Here is a 21,588-nt window from a genome sequence, read left to right as displayed (position 1 = left end):
GCACCTCCATGAGCACCATCTCCCCCGATGCTGCTGCCGCCCCACGTGACGACAGCGTTCCCCGCACGACCCTCGCCGTCCTCGTTGCCCTCAGCGTCTGCCACGGGCTCAACGACACGATCCAGTCGCTGCTTCCGGCCGTCTACCCGTTGCTGCAGCAGAACTACGCGCTGACCTTCGGCGAGGTCGGCATCATCCACTTCGCCTTCATGGCGACCGCCTCGCTGCTGCAGCCGGCGGTCGGCATCGCGACCGACAAGCGCCCGGTGTTCCAGATCGCGACGCTCGGCATGGGCGCGAGCCTCATCGGCCTCGTCGTGCTCGCGTTCGCGGGGAGCTACGGGCTGCTCCTCGTCTCGGCGATGATGATCGGCGTCGGCTCCTCGATCTTCCACCCGGACTCCTCGCGCACCGCGCGCGCGGCGTCGGGCGGACGCTACGGGTTCGCGCAGTCGCTGTTCCAGGTGGGCGGCAACACCGGGTCGGCGATCGGCCCGCTGCTCGCGGCCTTCATCGTGCTGCCGTTCGGCCAGTCCAGCATCGCCTGGTTCGCGGCGCTGGCGCTCATCGGCATGGTGGTGCTCTACAACGTCGGGGCCTGGGCCAAGCGCGAGCACATCCGCGTCAAGAGCCGCCCGAAGGCGGCGGCGTCGTCAATCGCGCCGCCGCGCCACGTGCCGCTGCTCCTCGCCATGCTGGGCGTGCTGGTCATCTCCAAGTACGTCTACATGGCCTCCCTGAACGGTTACTACACCTTCTACCTGATCGACACGTTCGGCCTCTCGGTGGGCCAGTCGCAGCTCATGCTCTTCGTGTTCCTCGCGGCGGTCGCCGCCGGCACGTTCGCGGGCGGGCCGATCGGCGACCGGATCGGGCGCAAGGCGGTGATCGTGGTGTCGATCCTCGGCGTGCTGCCGTTCAGCCTGGCGCTTCCGCACGTCGGCCTCGTCGGGACCGGGATCATGAGCGCGGCGGCCGGGTTCATCCTGGCGTCGGCCTTCTCGGCGATCCTCGTCTATGCGCAGCACCTTGTCCCGGGGCGCGTCGGGCTGGTCTCCGGGCTGTTCTTCGGCTTCGCGTTCGGGATCGGGGGAATCGGCGCCGCCCTGCTGGGCTTCCTCGCCGACGCCTACGGCATCCAGTTCGTCTACCAGGTGTGCTCGGTCCTTCCGGCGGCGGGCATCATCGGCATCTTCCTGCCGGCCGAGCCGCGCAGCCGCTGACGTCGGTACCAGCGTTTCCGCCGGGCGAACGCGGCCCGGCGGTCCCGCCGTCTGGCGGGATCCTGCGCCATGGCGTTTAGTGCTGGCGCACTGGTGACAGAATCGGAAGACGCGTGAACGAGCTCATTCTCAAGCCCCTGACGGCCGACGCCTTCGCCGCCTACGGGACGGTCTTCGCGCCGCCCGCCGACGGGCGCACCTACTTCGACGGGGCGCTCGCCAGCCTCCGCCCGGCGGCGCGGCCGAGCCTCTCCGTCGCCACGAAGACCGAGGCCGCCAGCCTGCCCCTCGCCGTGCGTCAGATGGAGCGGCACGAGTTCTCCTCGCAGACCTTCGTGCCGCTGCAGCCCTCCCGCATCCTGGTCCTCGTCGCGCCGCACGCCGACGCCGGAGGGCCCGACATGAGCCGCGCCGAGGCGTTCGTGACGGACGGGCTCACCGGGTTCACCTTCGGCGCCAACGTCTGGCACCACCCGCTGACGGTGCTGTCGGCGCCGGGGAGCTTCTCCATCTTCATGTGGATCGACGGGACGACGGGGGACGAGGAGTTCGTCGACGTCGAACCGATGCTCCTCAAGGCGCCTGCCTAGAGCCCTTCCCCGCAACGGCGCAGCGTTCCGCGTCCGCGCCGGATCGCGGGCCGGACGCTCCGCCGGCGCCTCCGCGCGTGCGCGCCGGTTGCATGGCGTGTACATCAGATGGAGCCATCACACGTCGGCGCCCATGGGTCGCGGCGCCGACCGAAGGTGAGGGCAGGGAGGAACAAAAATGAGCTGCAAGATCGCAGTCGTCGGCCTCGGTTCCATGGGGCTCGGAATGGCCACGTCGTGCCTTCGCGCCGGGCTTGCGACGTGGGGCGCGGACGTCGATCCCGCCAAGGTGACCGCCTTCCAGAGCGAGGGCGGGCAGGAAGGGTCGCTCGCCGGGAACGCCGGGACTCTCGACGCGGTCGTCGTCGTCGTGCTGAACGCGGCGCAGACCGAGAGCGTCCTCTTCGGCGAGGCCGGGCTCGTGCCGACGCTGAAACCGGGGGCTGTCGTCCTTTCCTGCGCGACCGTCGCGCCGGAGTTCGCCCGCGCGATGGAGGCGCGGTGCACCGAGCACGGCGTCCTCTACCTCGACGCGCCCATCTCGGGCGGCTCGCTGAGGGCGGCGGCCGGCACTCTCTCGGTCATGGCGTCCGGTTCGCCGGCGGCCTTCGCCGCGGCGAAGCCGGTGCTGGACGCGGTGTCCGAGACGGTCTTCGAGCTCGGCGATGCCGCCGGTGCCGGCAGCGCGATGAAGGCGGTCAACCAGCTCCTCGCCGGGGTGCACATCGCGGCGATGGCAGAGGCGATGACCTTCGGCATGACGCAGGGCGTGGCGCCGGCGCAGTTCCTCGAGGTCATCTCCAAGTGCGCCGGGGCGTCGTGGATGCTGGAGAACCGCGCGCCGCACATCGTCGACGGCGACTACACCCCGCGCAGCTCGGTCAACATCTGGCCGAAGGATCTCGGCATCGTCCTCGAGATCGCGAGGTCGGTGCCGTTCGAGGCGCCGATCACGGCGGCGGCGCTGTCCCAGTTCAAGGTCGCGGTGGACATGGGGCTCGGCGCGGAGGACGACGCGGCGATCGCCAAGGTCTACGCCGGGCGGAGCGGGCTGACGCTCCCCGGGGAGGATGGCCGGTGACGCCGATCCTCGCTGCCATCGCCGACGATTTCACCGGCGCGACGGACCTCGCGGGCCTCCTCGCCCGCAGCGGGGCGCGGGTCAGCCTGCGGATGGGCGTTCCGGACACTCCGCCGTCCGACACCGCGGCGTTCGAGGTGATCGCCCTCAAGATCCGGACCGTTCCGGTCGCGGACGCGGTGGCCGAGGCGCGCGCCGCGCTCGCGTGGCTGAGATCCGCCGGCGCGGAGCGGTTCTTCTGGAAGTACTGCTCGACCTTCGACTCGACCGCCGAGGGCAATATCGGCCCCGTGTCCGAGGCGCTGATGTCGGACCTCGGCACCGCCCAGACCATCTACTGTCCCGCCTTCCCGGAGAACGGGCGGGCGATCTTCATGGGCAACCTCTTCGTCGGCCGGCAGCCGCTCGCGGAGAGCCCGATGAAGGACCACCCGCTGACGCCGATGCGCGACAGCAACCTGATGCGCCTGCTGGCGCCGCAGGTGACGCGCGAGGTCGGCCTCGTCGACCGGCTGACGGTCGCGAGGGGCGTCGAGGCGGTGCGCGCCGAGCTGGCGTCGCTCGCGGCGAAGGGCATTGCCCACGTGGTGGTGGACGCGGTGGCGGACGAGGACCTCGGCATCATCGCCGCAGCATGCCGCGACATGCCGCTGATGACCGGAGGCAGCGCGGTGGCGATGCCGCTGCCGGCGCTCTACCGCGCCGACGGGACGCTGTCGGAGGAGGCGATCGGGGTGGAGCGGCCGGCGATCGGCGCAGGGCGGGTCGTCCTGTCGGGGAGCTGTTCGGCGATGACCAACCGGCAGGTGGCCGACTACGGCGCCCGCGGCGCGCCGGTCTTCCGGCTCGATCCACTGGTGCTGGCCGAGGAGGGGCCACAGGCGGCGCTCGACTGGCTCGGCGCGCAGGACCTCTCCGCCGCTCCGCTGGTCACCGCGACCGCGGCGCCGGACAGCGTGAAGCGGGCGCAGGAGAAGCTCGGCGTCGCCGCCGCGGGCGAGATCGTCGAGACGGCGCTCGCCGCCTGTGCGGTCGCGGCCCGCGACGCCGGCGCGCGCGGCTTCGTGGTGGCGGGCGGCGAGACCTCGGGCGCGGTCGCCAAGGCGCTCGGCGTGACGCGGCTCGACATCGGCGCCGAGATCGCGCCGGGGGTGCCGTGGTGCTACGCCCGGTCGGCGGGCGAGCCCATCGCGCTGACCCTGAAGTCCGGCAACTTCGGCGCGGAGACCTTCTTCGCGGACGCGCTCGCCAGGCTGGAGGCGGCATGAGCGGGGAGACGCGGCTGCGCGAGGAGATCTGCCTCCTCGCCCGGTCCCTGTTCGATCGCGGGCTGACCCACGGGTCGACGGGCAACATCTCGGCGCGCACCCCGGACGGCGGGCTCCTGGTGAGCCCCACGGGGAGCAGCTTCGGCCGGCTCGACCCGGCGCGACTGTCGCGCTTCGACGCCGGGGGCACGCTCGTCGGCGGCGACAAGCCGACCAAGGAGATGCCGCTTCACACCGCGTTCTACGACACGCGCGGCACGGCGGGCGCGGTGGTGCACCTCCACTCCTGCCATGCGGTGGCGCTGTCGATGATGCCGGACGTCGACGCGGACAACTTCCTCCCGCCGCTGACGCCCTACGGCCTGATGAAGCTCGGCAAGGTGAAGCTGCTGCCGTTCTTCCTGCCGGGCGACCCGGCGATGGGGGAGGCGGTCCGCGGCCTTGCCGGCCGCCGCTCGGCGGTGATGCTCGCGAACCACGGCCCGGTGGTTGCGGGCAAGGACGTCGAGGCCGCCTGCACGGCGATCGAGGAGCTGGAGGACACCGCCCGCCTCGCCATGCTGACCCGGGGCCACGGCCCGCGGATGCTGAGCGAGGCGGAGGTGCAGCGCGTGGTCACCGCCTTCGACGTCGAATGGGACACCTAGGTCGGGATCCTGCCCGGCATTGCTCCTGCCTCGCAAAGCGCTGCCCTCGCACGGCGCCCACGCAATCCGGGGCGGGAGCCTGATCGTCGGAGCCGCCGTCGCGCCCCCCGACGGGCAGTGTCCCGGACCCGGCGCAAGGGGCCGGAGGCCGGCGAAGCCGCTTGCCCTTGCGCCGGGTCCGGGACGCTGCCAGGGGGAAAGCGCGATGGCGGCTTCGACGGTCAGGCGGGACCTGATCGTTGGTGGGACCCGAGCCCGCCGGAGGCCCTCCGGTCCTTCTCGCCGACAATTTCGGCCCCCCGCTCGGTCCACTCGATCAGACCCGTTCGCGTCCGGCACACAAGGTGCCGAAGCCTTTGCCCGGGCCGGGTTCAGACGTAGCAGGGGCCTTCGATCAGGGGGTGGGCGGCGAGGAAGTCCTCGTCGATCTCGAGGCCTAGGCCGGGGGCTTCCCGGGGCCAGACGCACCCGTCGGCGTCGAGGGCGCCGACGGCACCGCCGACCTCGTCGCGGAACGGGTTGTGGCGGGCGCAGTCGCCCTCGTAGTAGCCGGGATTGTCGATGGCCGAGAGAAGGTGGATCGAGGCCGCCATGTTGATGCCGGTCAGCGAGGTGTGCGGGTTGCAGGAGAGCTTCGCCGCCGAGACCAGCGCCGCGATGCGCAGCGTCTCGGTGATGCCGCCGGTCTTGGAGACGTCGGGCTGCATGACCGAGATGGCGCCTTCCTCCATCATGTGCAGGAAGTCGTAGCGCATCACGTGGTTCTCGCCGGCGGCGAGGGGGACGGTGCCGAGCGCCTTCGCCTCGCGGTAGTTGCGCAGGTCGTGGGGCGGGAAGGGCTCCTCCAGCCACTCGACGGCGAGTTCCTCGTAGGCCGCCATGACGTGGCGGACGTCGGACAGGGAGTAGCCGGTGTTGGCGTCGACCATGATGGCGATGTCGTCGCCGACCGCCTGTCGCACCGCGCTCACGCGGGGGATGTCCCGACCGGGCGTGTCGCCAACGCGCAGCTTCAGCGCGCGGTAGCCCTCGGCGACGTACTGGAGCGCCTCCTCGGCGAGGCTCGCCGGGTCCTGCCAGCCGAGCGAGATGCCGCCGGCGTAGGCAGGGGAGGGGCGCGGGGCGCCGCCGAGGACGCGGTGCAGCGGCTGGCCGAGCGCCTTGCCCTTGATGTCCCAGAGGGCGATGTCGAGCCCGGAGAGGGCCATCGCCGAACCGCTGCCGAGGCCATGACTGGCGAGCTGCATGCGGTAGACACGGTTCCAGATGCCGACGATGTCGCCGGCGTCCTGGCCCTCGACGAGCTCGGCGAGGGTGGTGTCGATCAGCCTGGCGATCGCGCCCGGGCAGCGGCCGTGGTGCGCCTCGCCCCAGCCGGTGATCCCCTCGTCGGTGTCGACGCGCACGAGCACGGCGTCGCGCTTGACCGCGCGGCCGATGCCGAGCCTGACGTTCTGCCCCTCCGGCACGCGAAAGGAGATCGGGACGGCGGTGATTTTCTTGATCTTCATGGACCTGTCCGTAGGCGGCGAAGGGAAGGGAGTGCCGGTGGGCGGGGCGGCGACAGTTGCGAGGAATCGCGCTCGGCAGGGCGATTTCGCGTTGCCTCGCGGGGGCCGGGCGGCCGAAGATGGCGGTGCTCAAGCGCAACCGCCATCCAAGGAGACGATGTGCCGACCCCTCTTGCCGAGCGCTTTGCCGCCACGCTCATCGAAGCGCATCGCACCAACAGCCGTGCCCCCGCCTCCGCCGCCGCCGAATTCTCCGCCAGCGCGACCGGTGCGGACGTGACGGACGTGCAGGCGCTTGTCGCCGACGAGCTCGGCCCCGTGACCGCGTGGAAGACCGCGCCGGGGGCCGACAAGCCGATGATCGCGCCGATCCTCGGGCGCCGCGTGAAGCCCTCCGGGGCGACGTTCGGGACCGATGAGATCGGGGCATGCGGCATCGAGCTCGAGATCGCGTTCCGGCTCGACGCGCCGCTCCCGCCGCTCGACGCGCCCGACTTCGCCGCGCGGCTGCGGGAGGTCGTGACGCCGATCGTCACCATCGAGGTGGTGGACGGGCGCGTGGAGGACTTCGTCGACGCGCCGGCGCCGGCCAAGCTGGCGGACAACCAGAACAACGGCGGCCTCGTCCTCGGCGGGACCGGGACGATCGTCGGGACGTCGCCGGCGGTGCGGCTCGCCTTCGACGGCAAGGTCGTGGTGGAGGGACCGGCGACGCCGCCGGGCGGCGATGCCTGGGCGGCGCTGGAGCGCTTCGTGCTGCACGTCGGCTCGCTCTGCGGCGGCTTCCAGGTCGGCCAGGTGCTGACGACCGGCTCGCTCACCGGGATGCCGTTCATCGAGCCTGGCACGCGGGTCGAGGGCGAGGTGGAGGGCCTCGGCTCCGTCACGCTCGACTACGCCGCCCGGTAGCGGGCGGCGTTCGGCGGGACGGCGGCACGCCGGGCAGCGACGGGACGACGCGTGTCGGCGGTGTCCCGCGCATCGGGGGCGTCCCGCGCATCGGCGGCAGGCCCCTCATGGGCAGCGGGTCCCGGAGCCCGGGGTCGCGCGGCTGCGCGTCACGGGTGGAGGGAACGCCGCGCATCGGCGGCGTCCCGGGCTCGAGCGGCGTGTCGGTCTGCGGTGCGGTGTCAGGCATCGGCGACGATGCCGGCGCCAGAGGCGATGATCCTTTCCATGGTGTCCGCGTCGTAGCCGGCCTCGGCGAGGACCTCGCGCGTGTGCTCGCCGAGGCGGGGCGAGGGCCGGGCGACCTTGCCGGGCGTGTCGGAGAACTTGATCGGCAGGCCGATCGCCTTCGTCGGGCCGGCGGTCGGGTGCGTCAGCGGCACGACCATCTCGCGCGCGAGGACGTGGGGATCCTCGTGCATCTCCATGATCGATAGGACCGGGCCGGCGGGGACGCCGGCGGCCTCCATGGCGGCCAGCCACTCCTCGGTGGTGCGCTTCCGGAACAGCGGCTCCAGGGTCGCGACGAGGGTCTCGCGGTTGTCCATGCGGGCGTGGCCGTTGGCGAAGCGCGGGTCGCCGGCGAGTTCGGGCGCGCCGAGGGCCTTGGTCAGCCGCTCCCAGTTGCTCTGGTTGGCGGCGCCGATGTTGATCCAGCCGTCGGCGGTCGGGAACGCCTGATAGGGCGCGTTGAGCGGGTGGGCCGAGCCCATAGGGCCGGGCGACACGCCGGTCGCGAAGGCGATCGCGGACTGCCAGTAGGTGTGGGTGATCGCCGCTTCCAGGAGCGAGGTGTCGACCATCTGGCCCTGTCCGGTCGCCAGCTTGTGGGCGTACGCAGAGGCGCAGCCGAGCGCGGCGAGGATGCCGGCGGTGATGTCCGACACCGGCGCGCCGACCTTCACGGGCGGGCGGCCGGGCCCCTCGCCGGTGATCGCCATGAGGCCGGACATGCCCTGCGCGACGAGGTCGAAGCCGCCGCGCGCCGCATAGGGGCCGGTGCGGCCGAAGCCGGACACGGCGCAGTAGATGAGGCCCGGGTTCTCCTTGCGCAGGTCCTCGAAGCCGAGGCCGAGCTTCTCCATCGTGCCCTGGCGGTAGTTCTCGATGACGACGTCCGCGTCGGCGAGGAGGCGCCGCAGCACGGCCTTGCCCTCGTCCGACTTGAGGTCGAGAGCGATGCCGCGCTTGTTGCGGTTCATGATCATGAAGGCGGCGCTCTCGCCATTCACCTCGGGCGGGACGGTGCGCCGGGTGTCGTCGCCGTTCGGCTTCTCCACCTTGACGACGTCCGCGCCCATGTCCGCGAGCATCAGCCCGCAGACGGGGCCGGCCATGATGTGCGCGAGCTCGATGACCCGCATGCCCGTCAGCGGGCCGGTGCGTTCGGTCATTTGCCTTTGAACTCCGGTTTTCTCTTGTTGAAGAACGCGTCGAGGCCCTCGCGGAAGTCCTCGCTCATGAAGGTCATGATGACGAGGTCGTCGCCCTCGGCGTCCGGCCCGTCGACGCGCAGGCGCCGGAAGGCCTCCTTGCAGGCCCGCAGGGTGAGCGGGGCGTGGCCGGCGATGTGCAGCGCCAGCTCCTTGGCGCGGGCCATCAGCGCCGCGTGGTCGGGGAGCACCTCGGTCACGAGCCCGGCCGCCAGCGCCTCCTGCGCGCCGACGAGGCGGGAGGTGAAGATGATCTCCTTCGCCCTGGCGACGCCGATGAGGTCCTTCACCCGGGCGTAGTTCTCCATCGACAGCGTGTTGCCGAGGGTGCGGGCGATGGGGAAGCCGAACTTCAGGTTCTCGGTGCAGATGCGGATGTCGCAGCACGCCGCGGTCCCGGCGCCGCCGCCGGTGCAGGCGCCGGAGATCGCCGCGATGGTCGGCACCGGGCACTTCTCCAGCGCGTCGTACACGGCGCCGACGCGCTTCTCGTAGTCGAGCGCGTCCTGGTCCTTGTCGAAGGCGCGGAACTGGCTCATGTCGGTGCCGGCGGCGAACGCCTTCTCGCCGGCGCCGGTGATGACGAGGGCGCGGATCGAGCCGTCGGTCGGCATCTCCCGGCAGATGGTCGCCATGCCGTCGTACATGGCGAAGGTGAAGGCGTTGCGCGCCTGCGGGCGGTTGAGGGTGAGGGTCGCGATGCCGTCCTCGACCTCGTAGATCAGATCGTCGGTCGTCGCGGCGTGGGTCTGGGGAGCGTCGGTCATGGTCAGCGGTTACCTGTAGAAGAGGTCGACGAGGAACATCGGTACCGCAGGCACGTACGTGCACAACAGCAGGACCGTGAGCAGGACCGCGACGAAGTAGATGTTGACCTTCGACACCTCCCAGATGTTGGCCTTGGCGATGGAGCACGAGGTGATGAGCACCGAGGCCACGGGCGGCGTCTGCTGGCCGATCGCGAGGTTGAGCGTCACCACGAGGCCGAAGTGGACCGGGTCGATCCCCGCCTGATGGATGAGCGGCACAATGATGGGGATGACGAGGATGATCGCGGCGGCCGAGTGCAGGAAGAAGCCGATGACCAGGAAGAAGACGTTGAGGATGAGGAGAATGACGTACTTGTTGGACGTCAGGTTCAGCATCCCCTCGGCGATCTCCTGCGGGATGCGGGCGCTGGTGAGGTAGCCGCCCATCAGGACGGACGCTGCCACCAGCAGCATCACCACCGCGGTCTGCATCCCGCCTTCCAGCATGGCGGTCTTGAGCTGCCGCCAGTTGATCTCGCGGTAGAAGAGGCCGATCGCGATCGACGCGACGACGGCAAGCCCGGCACCCTCCGTCGCGGTGACGAAGCCGCCGAAGATGCCGCCGAGGATGATCACCGGGAGCATGAAGGCCGGCAGCGCGTCGACGAACGTCTCGCGCAGACGTTTGAACTGGAAGGCCTCCTCGCGCGGGAGATTGTAGCGCTTGGCAAAGCCCCATGCGACGCCCATCAGGCCGGCCGCCCCGAGGAGGCCCGGCACGATTCCGGCGACGAACAGCTCCTGGATCGAGGCGCCGGCGGAGACGCCGTAGAGGATCATCGGGATCGACGGCGGGATGATGATCGCGAGCGAGGCGGACGAGGACGTCACCGCCGCCGCCAGCGGGGCGCTGTAGCCGCGCTTCTTCATTTCCGGGATCAGGACCGAGCCGAGCGCGGCGACATCCGCCACGGCCGAGCCGGAGATCTCCGCGAAGAAGAGCGACACGCCGATATTGACCATCGCGAGGCCGCCGCGGACGAAGCCGATGAGGGCCGAGACGAAGGCGATGATGCGCCGCGTGATCCCGGTGGAGTTCATGATGGCGCCCGCCAGCACGAACATCGGGATGGCGATGAGCGAGAAGGACTTGGCGCCGGAGTACATGTCGATGCCGACGGTGACGAGCGACTCGATGCCGTCCGTCACCGCGATGCCGAGGACCGCGGCGAGCGACAGGGCGATGGCGATGGGCACGTTGATGCAGACCATCGCCACCAGTGCGGCAAACATCAGAAGGACGATCATCGGCTGTTCTCCGCCGCGCTCGGGCCGTGAGTGGGGGTTTCGCCGTGGGCCATCACGGCGTGCTCCGAGGACTTCCCGTGCATCACGTCGAACCAGTAGAAGGGGAGCGACAGGAGCTCGGCGATGATGAAGAGGATCGCGCCGATCGGGATCACCGATTGCGTGATCGAGACCGGCACCCAGTCGAGCGCGACGAGCGTCTCGCCCTGAAGGATGTCCAGCACCTCGAGCCCGGCCCATGCCATGAGGCCGAAGAAGAAGAGGACGAGCCCCTCGGCGACGATGACGGCGACGGCACGCGCCTTGTGAGGCAGTGCCAGAAGGACGTCGTCGAAACCGATGTGACTGCGGTGGAGCGCGGCGAGCGCCGCACCATAGTAGGTGATCCAGGCGAGGAGCACGCCGGCGATCTCATCGTACCAGGACAGAGATGCGCCGGAGTAGCGGAAGATCACGGCAACGACGACCACACAGGTGAGTGCGACCATCAGGCCGAGGACCACCCAGGTCAGAATTTCGCCCAAGAGCCGGGCCATTACGCGCACGTCGGCGCCTCCTTCGGGGCAGGGTCGGAAGGGGGACGGAAAGTGGGGCGGTGCCGGCCGTGCCGGGACCGCCCCAGTCGATCAGGGCGTGTCGCTCAGGACGCGCCGCTGTCGAGCGACTGGATCTTCTTGATGAGATCCGCGCCGCCTTCGACCTGCTGGCCGAACTCCTCGTAGATCGGGCCCGAGGCGTCGATGAAGGCCTGCTTGTCGGCCTCGTTGACCTCGACGCCGGCCTCCTCGAACTTGGCGATGAATTCGGCGTCGACCTTCGCGCCGTGCTCGTAGGCGAAGTCGCTGGCCTTCAGCGCGCAGTCGGAGATGACCGCCTTGAGGTCGTCATCCCACTTCTTCCAGTTGCGCGAGGAGGTCGCGAGGTAGGCCGGCGAATAGACGTGGCCCGTCATGGAGAGGTACTTCTGCACCTCCTGGAACTTGCCGGCCCAGATCTGGATCAGCGGGTTCTCCTGACCGTCGATGACGCCGGTCTTGAGGGCGGTGAACACCTCGGAGAAGGCCATCGGCGTCGGGTTGGCGCCGTACGCCTGGAACATCTTCACCCGCCACTGGCCCTTCGGGGTGCGCAGCTTGATGCCCTCGAGGTCCGACGGCACGTTCACCGGGCGGATGTTGTTGGTGACGTTGCGGAAGCCGTTCTCCCAGAACCCGATGATCTCGTAGCCCTGCTTGCGCGCGGCGTCGCGGAACAGGTCGCCCGCGTCGTCGCGGATCTTCCGCATGTGGTCGCGGCTCTTCACGATGTACGGCATCTCGAACACGCCGAAGGTGTCGGACACCGACGACATGATCGAGGACGGGATCGAGAAGGCGAGCTGGCCGAGCTTCAGCTTCTGCAGCATGTCCTCGTCGTTGCCGAGCTGCGAGGAGCCGAAGATCTGCACTTCGGCCTTGCCGGACTCACCGACGCATTCGGCGAATGCCTCGCCCGTCACGTCGTAGAGCGAGCCGGGCTCGCCGACGTGGCCGAGCTTCAGGACGGTCTGTGCGCTGGCGGGCGCCAGCATCATGCCGAGCGCCACCCCGGCGAGTAGGAGCTTCTTCATTGGTGCGTTTCCCTCTTGTCGTGTTTTTCGTTCGTCGACTGCGAAGGGCGCGGGCGGCTTCTTTTGACCGCCTCACGCCGTCGGTCGGGCCTGCGGCCCGTCCCGTCAGTCCGTCGCTTTGGCGGCGGTGGCGAGCACCTCCATGGCGGCCTGCGCCCCGCCCTTGCGGTACGGGATGCCCGCGAGCTCGAAGCCCATCTCCACGCCCGAGAGCGTTCCCATCAGCATCAGGTCGTTGAAGTCCCCCAGGTGACCGATGCGGAATACGCGGCCGGTGAGCTTCGACAGGCCGTTGCCGAGGCTCATGTTGAAGTTCTCCAGCACCACCTTGCGGTAGTCGTCCGCGTTGTAGCCTTCCGGCAGCAGGACGGCGGTGAGGGAGCCGGAGTGGTGGCGCGGGTTCTCGCACAGCACCTCGACGCTGCCGTTGCCGCCCCAGTGGGTCACGGCCGCCCGCGTCGCCTCGGAGTGGCGGGCGTGGCGGGCGTAGACGTTGTCGAGCCCTTCCTCGGACAGCATCGTCAGCGCCTCGTCGAGGCCGTAGAGGAGGTTGGTCGCCGGCGTGAACGGGAAGACGCTCTTCTCGTTCGCCTCGAGCATCTCGTCCCACGACCAGAACGAGCGGGGGAGCCTCGCCGATTTGGACGCCTCGATCGCCTTGTTCGAGACGGCGTTGAAGGAGAGGCCCGGTGGCAGCATCAGCCCCTTCTGCGAGCCGCCGACCGTGACGTCGACGCCCCATTCGTCGTGCTTGTACTCGATCGAGCCGAGCGACGAGATGGTGTCGACCAGCAGGAGCGCGGGGTGGTCGGCCCTGTCGATGGCGGCGCGGACCTCGTCGATGCGCGAGGTGCAGCCGGTCGACGTTTCGTTGTGGACAACGCAGACCGCCTTGATCTCGTGGCCCTTGTCCTCGGTCAGCCGCGCCTCGATGGCCGCCGCGTCGACGCCCGAGCGCCAGTCGCCGGTGAGGAACTCCGGCGTCAGGCCCAGCCGCTCGGCAAGGCGCTTCCAGAGCGTCGCGAAGTGGCCGGTCTCGTACATGAGGACGCGGTCGCCCGGCGACATCGTGTTGACGAGCGCCGCTTCCCACGCGCCGGTGCCCGACGCGGGGTAGATGACGACGGGATTGGTGGTCCCGAAGACCTCACGAATGCGTGTCAGGACGCTCTCGGCAAGCGTTTTGAACTCCGGCCCGCGGTGGTCGATGGTCGGCATGTCCATCGCCCGCAGGACGCGGTCCGGGACATTCGTAGGCCCCGGAATTTGCAGAAAATGCCGGCCCGGCATGTAAGTCACAGGCTTCTCCCGCCTCGGTCGTTCCGCCCCAGTCGCCGGCGTGGATCGCCGGTCGGCCCCTTTGCCGCGGCGTGTCCCCGCCACTTGCGCTAAAGGGCTCCTTTGGCTCAGAGTGAATAATGCATTCATTATTCCGTCAAGGGGGCCTCATTGTCGGATTTGTTACGTCCCGGCCTGCGCCATAGGCTCGAGCGCGAGCTGAGGGGCACGGCCCACCACGACGCATTCACCCGGGGCCGCTATTCGACGGACGCCTCGATCTACCAGGTGATGCCCGCCGCCGTGGTGATCGCGAAGACGATGGACGACATCGCCGTGACGCTCGACGCGGCGCGGGAGGAGGGGCTTTCGGTCACCGCGCGCGGCGGCGGCTCCTCGCAGTGCGGTCAGACTGTGAATTCCGGCGTCATCGTCGACTTCTCGCGCCACCTGAACCGGATTCTGGAGATCGACGTCGAAGGACGGCGCGCGGTCGTCGAGCCGGGAATCGTGCTCGACGAGCTGAACCGCCAGCTGAAGCCGCACGGCCTCTGGTACCCGGTGGACGTCTCGACCGCGTCGCGCGCCACCATCGGCGGCATGGCCGCCAACAACTCCTGCGGCGCCCGCTCGCTGCGCTACGGGATCATGCGCGACAACGTCGTCAGCATCGACGCGCTGATGGCGGACGGCTGCGCGCGCCACTTCGGCCACGTCGAGCGCGGCTCCAACGACACGCTGGCCAACGACCTCGTGGCGCTCGGCGCGCGGGAGGCGGACGAGATCGCCGCGCGCTTCCCGTCCGTGTCGCGCCGGGTCGGCGGCTACAACATCGACGCGCTGGTGCCGAGTCCGGACCCGATCAACCTCGCGCACCTCCTCGTCGGCTCGGAGGGGACGCTCGCGATCTCCACCGCCGTCGAGATCAAGCTCTGGCCGCTGCCTCCGGCGCGCAAGGCGCTGATGGCCTGTCATTTCCCCACTTTCCGCTCGGCGATGGAGGCGGCGCAGCACCTCGTCGCCACCGGGCCGACCTCGGTGGAGCTGGTGGACGCCACGATGATCGGCCTCGGCCGCGAAATCGCGATGTTCGCCAGGACGCTGGACCGGTTCGTGAAGGGCGAGCCGGAGGCGCTCCTCCTGGTGGAATTCGCCGAGGAGGACTGGGACTGGTCCGCCCGCAAGGTCGCCTCGGTGCACGACGTGATGGCGGACCTCGGGTTCGGCTTCGGCAAGGGCGGGGTCCACGAAGGCGGCGCCGTCGAGATTCTCGACCCCAAGCTCCAGGCGGCGATCGCCGAGTTCCGGCAGGCCGGCCTCAACATCATGATGAGCATGAAGGATGCCCGCAAACCGGTGTCCTTCGTGGAGGACTGCGCCGTCCCGCTCGCGGACCTCGCCGACTATACCGAGCGGCTGACCGAGGTGTTCGAGCGGCACGGCACGAAGGGGACGTGGTACGCGCACGCCTCCGTCGGCTGCCTCCACGTGCGCCCGGTTCTCAACATGAAGCTCGACAAGGACGCGAAGACGATGCGCGCCATCGCCGAGGAGGCGTTCGCGATGGTGCGCGAGTACAAGGGCTCGCACTCCGGCGAGCACGGCGACGGCATCGTCCGCTCCGAGTTTCACGAGCCGATGTACGGGTCGCGAATCGTTCGCGCCTTCGAGGAGGTGAAGGACCGATTCGACCCCGAGGCGCGGCTCAACCCGAACCGCGTCGTCCACCCGCCGAAGATGGATGACCGCACCCTGATGCGCTACCCGCCGCACTATGGCGCGGTGGCGTTGACGCCGGCGCTCGACTGGTCCGCCTGGCCCGGCGCGCTGGGCGGTTTCCAGGGCGCCGTGGAGATGTGCAACAACAACGGCGCCTGCCGGAAGACCGTCGGCGGCGCGATGTGCCCCAGCTACCGCGTCACCCGCGACGAGCGGGACGTGACGCGGGGGCGCGCCAACACGCTGCGCCTCGCCCTGTCCGGGCAGCTCGGTGCGGACGCGCTGACGTCGGAGGAGATGGCCGAGACGCTGTCGCTGTGCGTCTCCTGCAAGGCGTGCAAGCGCGAGTGCCCGACCGGCGTCGACATGGCGAAGATGAAGATCGAGGTGACGGCGGCGCGGGTGAAGGCGCACGGCCTCTCCCTGAAGGACCGCCTGATCGCCTACCTGCCGCGCTACGCGCCCAAGGCGTCGCGTGCCGGCGGGCTCCTCGCGCTGCGCGACCTGCCGGGAATCGCAAGCCTCTCGGAGAAGCTGACCGGCTTCGCCGCCGGGCGCTCGCTGCCCCGCTTCGCGCGGGACCCGTTCCGCGACGAGGAGGCGGCGCGGCCGGGCGACGGGGCGAGCCCCGGCGTCGTGCTCCTCGCCGACACGTTCAACCGCTGGTTCGAGCCGGAGAACCTGCGCGCGGCCGTCAGCGTGCTGTCGGCGAGCGGGGTGCCGGTGCATGCCCTCGCCGGGGAGGGACGGCCGCTGTGCTGCGGGCGCACCTATCTCGCCGCGGGGCTCGTCGACGAGGCGCGGGCCGAGGCGCGGCGCATGGTCGAGGCGCTGGCACCGCACATGGCGGCCGGCCGCCCGGTGATCGGGCTGGAGCCGTCGTGCCTCTTCACCCTTCGCGACGAATTCCTGTCGCTGCTGCCGGGCGACGCGACCGCGAGGATCGCCGAGAACGCGTTCCTGTTCGAGGAGTGGTACGTGGCGGCCGCCGGGCGGGGCGAGATCGTCCCGCCGTTCGAGGCGCGGCCGACGAAGGCCTACATCCACGGCCACTGCCACCAGAAGGCGTTTGGCGCCTTCTCCGCCTCGCAGGAGGCGCTGCGGCTGGTGCCGGAGCTTCAGGTGGAGCCGATCGAATCGAGCTGCTGCGGCATGGCCGGCGCGTTCGGCTACGACGCGAAGACGGCCGAGGTATCGCGCCAGATGGGCGAGCTCTCGCTGCTGCCGGCTGTGCGAAAGGCGGAGGCCGAGGCGATCATCGTTGCGGACGGCACGTCCTGCCGCCATCAGATCCATGACGGCGCCGCGCGAGAGGCGATCCATGTGGCGCGCGTTCTGGAGGCGGCTCTGCCCCGAAGCCCGCGTTGAGGGGAGCCGCGACGAATACGATGCGATGAGAGAGACGCGATGAACACTCACGACGCCCTGCTCGTCCGCCCGCCACTGTCGATGGAGCTGGCCGAGCACATCCGCGCGATGATCCTCGCCGGTGACCTGAAGGACGACGAGAAGATCCCCGAACGCGCGCTGTGCGAGCGCTTCGGCGTTTCGCGCACGCCTTTGCGCGAGGCGCTCAAGATCCTCTCCACCGAGGGCTTCCTCCAGCTCGTTCCGAACCGCGGCGCGCGGGTCTGCGGGCTCACCGTCGCGGACGTGGAGGAGGGCTTCCCGGTCCTTGCGACGCTGGAGAGCCTCTCCGGCGAACTCGCCGCCAGAAGTATCACCGACGCCGAGATCGACGCGATCGCCGACATGAACGCACGGATGCGGGCATGCTACGAGGCGGGCGATCTTCCCGGCTACTTCGCGCTCAACCAGGCGATCCACCTCGCCATCCTGGAGGCGGCGCGCAACCCGATCCTGTCCCAGCACCACCGCATGCTGTCGCAGCGCATGCGCGGGGCGCGCTACGTCTCCAACATCTCCGCCGTGCGCTGGCGCCAGGCGATGGACGAGCACGACCTCATCCTGGAGGCGCTGCGCGCCCGCAACGGCGAGGAGCTCGCCCGCATCCTGAAGCGCCATCTGGAGAACAAGATCGACACCGTGAAGGCGACGATCCTCTCCGCCGACGCCGCCGAGATCTGAGGCCCGGCGCCCGCGGGACAAGGCCCGTCGCGGACACGGTCCGGCGCGCAGGCGCGTTCAGGCGCCTCTCGCCGCGTCCAGCACTTCCGCGGCGCCGGCGAAGCGCGCCACGGGATCGGCGAAGCCGTCCGGGTTGGAGCGGCGCGAGAGGCGCGCTGCGAGCTGCAGGGCCTTGATCGCCGCGCCGGGGTTCGCCGCGCCGCTCCCGGCGATGTCGTAGGCCGTGCCGTGCGCGGGCGTCGCGATCCAGAAGGGAAAGCCGCCGATCAGCGTCACGCCGCGATCGAAGCCGATGAGCTTCATCGCGATCTGCCCCTGGTCGTGGTACATCGTCAGCACCGCGTCGAACTCGCCCCTGAGCGCCCGGACGTAGACCGTGTCGGACGGGACCGGACCGGTGACGCGGAACTGCTTCAGCCGCGCGGCCTCCACGGCGGGGGCGATGATCTCGTCGTCCTCGGTGCCGAAGTTGCCGCCGTCGCCGGCGTGCGGATTGAGCGCCGCGACGCCGATCCGCGGATTCGAGATGCCGGCGCCGCGCATGGTCGAATCGGTCAGCGCGATGGCGCGGGCGATCCGCTCGGGGGTGATCAGGGCCGCCACCTCGGAAAGTGGCACGTGCGAGGTGACGCGCGCGTTCCAAACCTCGTCGAGGACGTTGAACTCCGATCCCGGCGCGTCGGTCCCGATGGAGCGCTGCACGAAGCCGATCTCGTCCACGTAGGACGGGTCGGCGAGGCGCATGGCGTGCTTGTTGAACGGGGTGAAGGTGACCGCGTCCGCCGCCCCGGCCGCGGCGAGCTGCAGCGCGGTGCGGAAGTTCTTCACCGCGACCGAGCCGCCGGCCTCGCTGGAGTCGCCGATCGCGATGGCGTCGACGTCGGCATGGCCGAGGTCGAGGAACGCGGCGTGGTCGAACGTCTCCGGATCGAAGTCGGGCAGGGTGAGGGACAGGCCGGACTGCTCCTCGCCGAGCGCCCAGAGCCGGCGGTCGCCGATGACGAGCCAGTCGGCCGCCGCGAACGTCTCCTCGTGGCAGAGGGCCTTGACGGCGAGTTCGTTGCCGATCCCCGACGGGTCGCCGAGCGCGAGGGCGATGAGAGGGCGGTCGGTCATCGGGCGGTCTCCGCGGGGGTTGCCTTCGGGTAGAGGGTGACGACGGAGGAGCCGTCCAGCTCGGCCTTACCGCTTGCGACGAGCAGGCGGTAGAGGGTCAGCGCCTGTCCGGCCATGGGAAGCGCGAGCGGCATGTCCCTGGTGGCGGTATGCAGCATTTCGAGGTCCTTCAGGATCTGCCGGGCGTAGCCGCGCGGGGCGAAGTCCTCCGCCGCCAGCCGCGGCATCAGCGCCTCCAGGAGGTTGGAGCCGGCGTGGCCGGGCGCCAGCGCGTGCGGGATCTTCGCCGCATCCACGCCGAAGGCCTCGGCGAGGCGGTAGGCTTCGGCGATGACGCAGTAGTTGGTCAGCACCAGCGTCTGGTTGACGAGCTTGGTCGCCTGTCCGGCGCCGACGTCGCCCATCAGGGTCGTGCGGCCGAGGCCGGCGAGGATCGGCTCGACCTTCCCGAAGTCCATCGCCGCGCCGCCGGCCATGATGGCGAGCGTCCCCGTCTGCGCCGCGCCGGGGCCGCCGGAAACGGGCGCGTCGAGGAAGCCCATGCCCGCCTCGGCGAGCGCCGCCGCGAGACTGCGCGTCAGCGGGATGTCGGTGGTCGAGTGGTCGACGAAGACCTTCCCGGCGAGCCCGCTCGCCGAGAGGACGCCGGCGTCCCCGCGAACCACCTTGTCGAGGTCCTTCGGCGTGGTGACGCAGGCGAGGACGTGGTCGCTCGCCGCCGCCACCTCGGCGGCCGAGCCGACGGTGCGCACGCCGAGCGCCCCGGCAGCGGCCAGCGCCTCCGCCCTGACGTCGGTCCCGACGACGGTGTGGCCGTTGGCGATGAGACGCTCGGCGAAGCCTCGTCCCATCAGGCCGAGACCGATGAAGCCGACGGTTGCCCCGGGTGTTGCCATGGCGGGGACCTCCTTAGCGCAGCATGGACGGGATCCAGAGCGAGAGCTCCGGAACGAAGGTGAGGAGGGCCAGCGCCGCGACCAGCGCCGGGTAGAACGGGACCATCGCCATCGCGAGGCGGCTGAACGACAGTCCCGTCATGTTGGAGAGAAGGAACAGCGACAGCCCGAACGGCGGCGTCACCGTGCCGAACATCAGGTTGAAGATGATGACGATGCCGAGGTGCACCGGGTCCACCCCCGCCGCGACCACCGGCGGCGCGATGATCGGCACGAGGAGGAGGGTCGCGGTGGTCGAGTCGACGAACATTCCGGCGACGAGGAAGATCACGTTGACCACCAGGAGCAGCACCCAAGGGTCGGTGCCGATCGCGGCGAACGCCGCCGCGACGTCGCGCGGTACGCCCTCCACCGTCAGGATCCAGCCGAACATCGCCGCCGCCGCGACGATGAAGAGGATCGCCGCCGTGGAGCGCACCGTCTCCACCGCCGCCTTCCACACGAAGCGGGGGCCCATCGAGCGGTAGAAGACCGTGCCCACGAGGAGGACGTAGACGACCGCGACCGCCGACGTCTCGGTCGGGGTGAAGTGGCCCGACAGCATGCCACCGACGAGGATGATCGGGGCCAGCAGCGCCGGCGCCGCGGGCCAGAAGGCTCGCCACAGTGCCCGCGGTGTCGGCCAGTGGGGTGCGCGCGGATAGGAGCGGCGGAGCGACAGGATCGCGACGGTGATCATCAGGAGGACCACCGCGAGGAGCGCCGGCACGATCCCCGCGACGAGGAGCTGGACCGCCGAGACCGACGTCACGGACGCGTAGATGATGATGGGGATCGATGGCGGGAAGATCGGCCCGATGATCGCCGACGCCGCCGTCACCGACGCCGAGAAGGGGAGCGGGAAGCCCTTGTCGGACATCGCCTTGATCTCAACCCGGCCGAGGCCGCCGACGTCCGCGAGCGCCGCCCCCGAGACGCCGGAGAAGATCAGCGAGGCGAAGACGTTGACCTGCGCGAGCCCGCCCCAGAGCCGCCCGACCAGGACGTCGGCGAAGCGGAACAGGCGCTCGGTGATCCCGGCCGCGTTCATCAGGTTGCCGACGAAGATGAAGACCGGAACGGCGACGAGGGGGAAGGAATCGAGCGCGTAGAGCACCCGCTGCGCCACCATCGCCATCGGGATCCCGCCGAGGCCGATATAGATCACCGACGGCACCAGGATCGCGAATGCCACCGGCATGCCGGCGATGAAGAGCGCGAAGAAGCCCGCGATGACGAGGAAGCCTTCGTTCATAGTTCGGGCTCCCGGTCCAGGAAGCCCGCCTCGGGCGGCGCCACGGGCGGCGGCGCCCGCCGCAGCGCGAAGTAGAGCGCGCCGAGCGCAGTGAGGCCGAGGCCGATCACCATGGGTGCGATGAAGAGCCGGAAGGGGATGTTCAGCATCGGCGTGCGGTTCGAGGCGTTCTTGAGCGCGCTGCCGACGGCGGCGTCCACCAGCACCACGAGGACCGCCACCGCGACGAGGAGCAGGAGCCGCTCCAGCAGGGTGCGCCCGCGACGCGGCAGCAGGTCGACGACCTCGCCGAAACGGATCTGCTCGTTGGTGGAGACCAGCAGCGGCAGCGCCAGGTAGACGAGGCCGATGAGGCCCCAGCGCGTCGCCTCCTCCAGACCCGGCACGGGAGCGTCGAACGCGTCCCGCATCACCACCTGGGTGAACGGAAGGATCACGAGCGCGAAGAGGGCGAGGACAGCGAGTACACCGCACAGGCGCTCGACGAGTGTCCATAGAGATCGCAATGGAAGGCTCCGGGTCGGAATGTGGCGGCAACGACGAGGGGCTGGCGGGAAGCCCCGGGCGGGCGAGGGCGGCGGCCGAGAGCGGCGGTTGTGAGCGGCGGTGGACGGGCGTGGTGGAGGCGGGAGTGCGCGCGCGAAAGCGGTGGTCCGGCGGGAAGGCCGCGGCGAGGGGAGTTCCCCCCTCGCGCTCCCCCCGTCTCGCCGACGGGCAGGCTTTCAGGACAGATGGGCTGCGCCCGACTGCCCTCAAAGCCAGGACGAGCCTTCGTCGGACCGCGGCGGCGTCAAGCGCCCGTCCTCGCCACGCTCGCTGCGCTGCGCGTG

General features: G+C 70.3%; 19 protein-coding genes. 8 read left to right on the top strand and 11 right to left on the bottom strand.

Annotation, left to right across the window (positions count from 1 at the left end):
- The first annotated feature begins 17 nt into the window (after positions 1-17).
- The 5 genes from DLJ53_RS13690 to otnC all read left to right on the top strand — a co-directional run bounded on the left by DLJ53_RS13690 (position 18) and on the right by otnC (position 4,809).
- Entirely contained in the window at positions 18-1,223 is a 1,206-nt protein-coding gene (locus DLJ53_RS13690; RefSeq protein ID WP_404801156.1) for an MFS transporter, read from the top strand.
- A 113-nt stretch (positions 1,224-1,336) separates the two neighbouring features.
- Complete coding sequence (locus DLJ53_RS13685; RefSeq protein ID WP_111345987.1) at positions 1,337-1,813, top strand: ureidoglycolate lyase; 477 nt, start codon at positions 1,337-1,339, stop codon at positions 1,811-1,813.
- Between the two features lie 178 nt (positions 1,814-1,991).
- Positions 1,992-2,894 carry an L-threonate dehydrogenase gene (gene ltnD, locus DLJ53_RS13680; RefSeq protein WP_111345986.1) on the top strand — a complete coding sequence of 301 codons (903 nt, stop codon included), beginning with the start codon at positions 1,992-1,994 and terminating at the stop codon, positions 2,892-2,894.
- On the top strand, positions 2,891-4,162 hold the full coding sequence (gene otnK, locus DLJ53_RS13675) for a 3-oxo-tetronate kinase (protein WP_111345984.1): 1,272 nt from the start codon (positions 2,891-2,893) through the stop codon (positions 4,160-4,162). The genes ltnD and otnK overlap by 4 nt, the downstream gene beginning before the upstream one ends.
- Positions 4,159-4,809: a 3-oxo-tetronate 4-phosphate decarboxylase gene (gene otnC / locus DLJ53_RS13670; RefSeq protein WP_111345983.1), complete on the top strand. Its 651-nt coding sequence runs from the start codon at positions 4,159-4,161 to the stop codon at positions 4,807-4,809. The genes otnK and otnC overlap by 4 nt, the downstream gene beginning before the upstream one ends.
- A 371-nt stretch (positions 4,810-5,180) precedes the next feature.
- On the opposite strand, the gene DLJ53_RS13665 is transcribed toward otnC, so the two are convergent.
- Positions 5,181-6,320 carry a mandelate racemase/muconate lactonizing enzyme family protein gene (locus tag DLJ53_RS13665; protein ID WP_111345981.1) on the bottom strand — a complete coding sequence of 380 codons (1,140 nt, stop codon included), beginning with the start codon at positions 6,318-6,320 and terminating at the stop codon, positions 5,181-5,183.
- Between the two features lie 159 nt (positions 6,321-6,479).
- Between DLJ53_RS13665 and DLJ53_RS13660 the strand changes: the two genes are divergently transcribed.
- Entirely contained in the window at positions 6,480-7,229 is a 750-nt protein-coding gene (locus DLJ53_RS13660; RefSeq protein WP_111345980.1) for a 2-keto-4-pentenoate hydratase, read from the top strand.
- Between the two features lie 221 nt (positions 7,230-7,450).
- On the opposite strand, the gene DLJ53_RS13655 is transcribed toward DLJ53_RS13660, so the two are convergent.
- The 6 genes from DLJ53_RS13655 to DLJ53_RS13630 form a co-directional block, all read right to left on the bottom strand.
- The gene (locus DLJ53_RS13655; protein WP_111345978.1) at positions 7,451-8,662 is read right to left on the bottom strand and encodes a CaiB/BaiF CoA transferase family protein; all 1,212 of its coding nucleotides are present in this window, start codon (positions 8,660-8,662) and stop codon (positions 7,451-7,453) included.
- Positions 8,659-9,468, bottom strand: coding sequence for an enoyl-CoA hydratase/isomerase family protein (locus DLJ53_RS13650; RefSeq protein WP_111345977.1), 810 nt, complete (start codon positions 9,466-9,468; stop codon positions 8,659-8,661). The genes DLJ53_RS13655 and DLJ53_RS13650 overlap by 4 nt, the downstream gene beginning before the upstream one ends.
- A gap of 9 nt (positions 9,469-9,477) precedes the next feature.
- Positions 9,478-10,758, bottom strand: coding sequence for a TRAP transporter large permease (locus DLJ53_RS13645; RefSeq protein ID WP_111345975.1), 1,281 nt, complete (start codon positions 10,756-10,758; stop codon positions 9,478-9,480).
- The gene (locus DLJ53_RS13640) at positions 10,755-11,294 is read right to left on the bottom strand and encodes a TRAP transporter small permease (protein WP_111345973.1); all 540 of its coding nucleotides are present in this window, start codon (positions 11,292-11,294) and stop codon (positions 10,755-10,757) included. Before DLJ53_RS13640 ends, DLJ53_RS13645 begins: the two co-directional genes overlap by 4 nt.
- A gap of 104 nt (positions 11,295-11,398) precedes the next feature.
- On the bottom strand, positions 11,399-12,367 hold the full coding sequence (locus DLJ53_RS13635) for a TRAP transporter substrate-binding protein (RefSeq protein ID WP_111345972.1): 969 nt from the start codon (positions 12,365-12,367) through the stop codon (positions 11,399-11,401).
- Between the two features lie 105 nt (positions 12,368-12,472).
- Positions 12,473-13,657, bottom strand: a complete 1,185-nt coding sequence (locus DLJ53_RS13630) for a pyridoxal-phosphate-dependent aminotransferase family protein (RefSeq protein WP_111345970.1) — start codon at positions 13,655-13,657, stop codon at positions 12,473-12,475.
- A gap of 159 nt (positions 13,658-13,816) precedes the next feature.
- Between DLJ53_RS13630 and DLJ53_RS13625 the strand changes: the two genes are divergently transcribed.
- A complete protein-coding gene (locus tag DLJ53_RS13625) occupies positions 13,817-16,732 on the top strand; it encodes an FAD-binding and (Fe-S)-binding domain-containing protein (protein ID WP_111345969.1) in 2,916 nt (971 codons plus the stop codon).
- 39 nt (positions 16,733-16,771) lie between these two features.
- Entirely contained in the window at positions 16,772-17,452 is a 681-nt protein-coding gene (locus tag DLJ53_RS13620; protein ID WP_111345967.1) for a GntR family transcriptional regulator, read from the top strand.
- A gap of 57 nt (positions 17,453-17,509) precedes the next feature.
- Here the strand turns inward: DLJ53_RS13620 and DLJ53_RS13615 are convergent, their stop codons facing one another.
- Genes DLJ53_RS13615 through DLJ53_RS13600 form a run of 4 tightly spaced genes read right to left on the bottom strand, consistent with a single transcriptional unit; the run spans position 17,510 to position 21,264 of the window.
- A complete protein-coding gene (locus DLJ53_RS13615; protein ID WP_111345966.1) occupies positions 17,510-18,568 on the bottom strand; it encodes a 4-hydroxythreonine-4-phosphate dehydrogenase PdxA in 1,059 nt (352 codons plus the stop codon).
- Positions 18,565-19,464: an NAD(P)-dependent oxidoreductase gene (locus tag DLJ53_RS13610; protein ID WP_111345964.1), complete on the bottom strand. Its 900-nt coding sequence runs from the start codon at positions 19,462-19,464 to the stop codon at positions 18,565-18,567. Before DLJ53_RS13610 ends, DLJ53_RS13615 begins: the two co-directional genes overlap by 4 nt.
- A 13-nt stretch (positions 19,465-19,477) precedes the next feature.
- Positions 19,478-20,758, bottom strand: a complete 1,281-nt coding sequence (locus DLJ53_RS13605) for a TRAP transporter large permease (RefSeq protein WP_111345963.1) — start codon at positions 20,756-20,758, stop codon at positions 19,478-19,480.
- Complete coding sequence (locus tag DLJ53_RS13600) at positions 20,755-21,264, bottom strand: TRAP transporter small permease (RefSeq protein ID WP_111345961.1); 510 nt, start codon at positions 21,262-21,264, stop codon at positions 20,755-20,757. Before DLJ53_RS13600 ends, DLJ53_RS13605 begins: the two co-directional genes overlap by 4 nt.
- Between the last annotated feature and the right edge of the window lie 324 nt (positions 21,265-21,588).

Origin of the sequence: Acuticoccus sediminis (assembly GCF_003258595.1) — a bacterium.
Taxonomy (GTDB): Bacteria; Pseudomonadota; Alphaproteobacteria; order Rhizobiales; family Amorphaceae; genus Acuticoccus; species Acuticoccus sediminis.
This window is presented reverse-complemented; position numbering and strand designations above follow the sequence as displayed.